General features: G+C 61.5%; 2 protein-coding genes. One reads left to right on the top strand and one right to left on the bottom strand.

Features of this window, described 5'->3' with window-relative positions:
• Positions 1–1,261 (top strand): aminotransferase class III-fold pyridoxal phosphate-dependent enzyme (locus A2I95_RS37525; RefSeq protein ID WP_291737532.1); only part of this gene is annotated, 1,261 nt, incomplete at its 5' end.
• An 88-nt stretch (positions 1,262–1,349) separates the two neighbouring features.
• On the opposite strand, the gene A2I95_RS37520 is transcribed toward A2I95_RS37525, so the two are convergent.
• A partial coding sequence (locus A2I95_RS37520; protein WP_291737533.1) for an SDR family oxidoreductase occupies positions 1,350–1,459 on the bottom strand: 110 nt, incomplete at its 5' end.

Raw genomic sequence — 1,459 nt, 5'->3', positions numbered from 1 at the left:
CGTCTGGGATCAGAACGGCAAGGAGTTCCTGGATGCGGTGTCCGGCGGTGTCTGGACTGTCAACGTCGGCTATGGCCGCGAAAGCGTCTGCAAAGCTGTCTATGAGCAGATGATGAAGCTCTGCTATTTCGCCAACTCCGCCGGTTCCATCCCCGGTGCGCTGTTTGCCGAAAAGCTGATCGAGAAGATGCCGGGTATGACCCGCGTCTACTACACCAACTCCGGATCCGAGGCCAACGAGAAGGCCTTCAAGATGATCCGTCAGATCGCCCACAAGAAATACGGCGGCAAGAAAACCAAGATCCTGTACCGCGACCGCGACTATCACGGCTCCACCCTGGCGACCATGTCGGCCGGCGGCCAGGACGAGCGCAATGCGCAGTACGGCCCCTTTGCGCCGGACTTTGTCCGCGTGCCGCACTGCATGGAGTACCGCAAGCATGAGCTGGGGCTGGAACACCTGTCCGGCCGCGAATTCGGCATCGCCGCAGCAGACGCCATCGAAGAAGTCATCCTGCGCGAAGGCCCGGAAACCGTTGGCGCCCTGTGCCTGGAGCCGGTGACCGCTGGCGGCGGCGTCATTGAGGCACCCGAAGGCTACTGGGAGCGCGTGCAGGAGATCTGCAAGAAGCACGACGTACTGCTGCACATCGACGAAGTGGTCTGCGGCGTTGGCCGCACCGGCAAATGGTTCGGCTACCAGCAGTACGGCATCAAACCCGACTTTGTGACCATGGCCAAAGGTGTGGCTTCAGGTTATGCGGCGATTGCCTGCATGGTGACCACCGAGGAAGTCTTCAACATGTTCAAGGAAGACGCCTCGGACCCAATGGGCTATTTCCGCGACATCTCGACCTTTGGCGGCTGCACGGCCGGCCCCGCTGCGGCGTTGGAAAACATGCGCATCATCGAGGAAGAGAACCTGCTGGACAACTGCACCGCCATGGGCGAGCGCATGCTCAGCAACCTGGCCGCGCTGAAAGAAAAGCGCGCCGTGATCGGCGATGTGCGCGGCAAGGGCCTGTTCCTGGGCGCCGAGTTGGTCGCAGACCGTGACACCAAGGAACCCGTGGACGAGAAGCTGGCCCAGCAGGTTGTCGCAGAATGCGGCGCGCAGGGCGTGATCATCGGTGTAACCAACCGCTCGCTGCCGGGCCGCAACAACACCCTTTGCTTCAGCCCCGCGCTGATCGCCACCGCAGACGACATCGACCAGATCTGCGATGCGGTCGACAATGCCCTGACCAAAGTATTCGGCTGACATCTCTCCCTGTTGGACGATCAAACTGCGCCCCGGATTTTCCGGGGCGCTTTTTCGTTTTAGGTGCATTCGTTTTAGGTGCTGGGGCCTAGACCAGCCGCACGGCAACCCCGCCGTCCACCGCCATTGGGGTTCCGGTTACGAAGCTGGACCGGTCCGACAACAGGAACATTGCGGCCTGGGCTATTTCAGACGGGG

Source organism: Leisingera sp. F5 (assembly GCF_001593695.1).
This window is presented reverse-complemented; position numbering and strand designations above follow the sequence as displayed.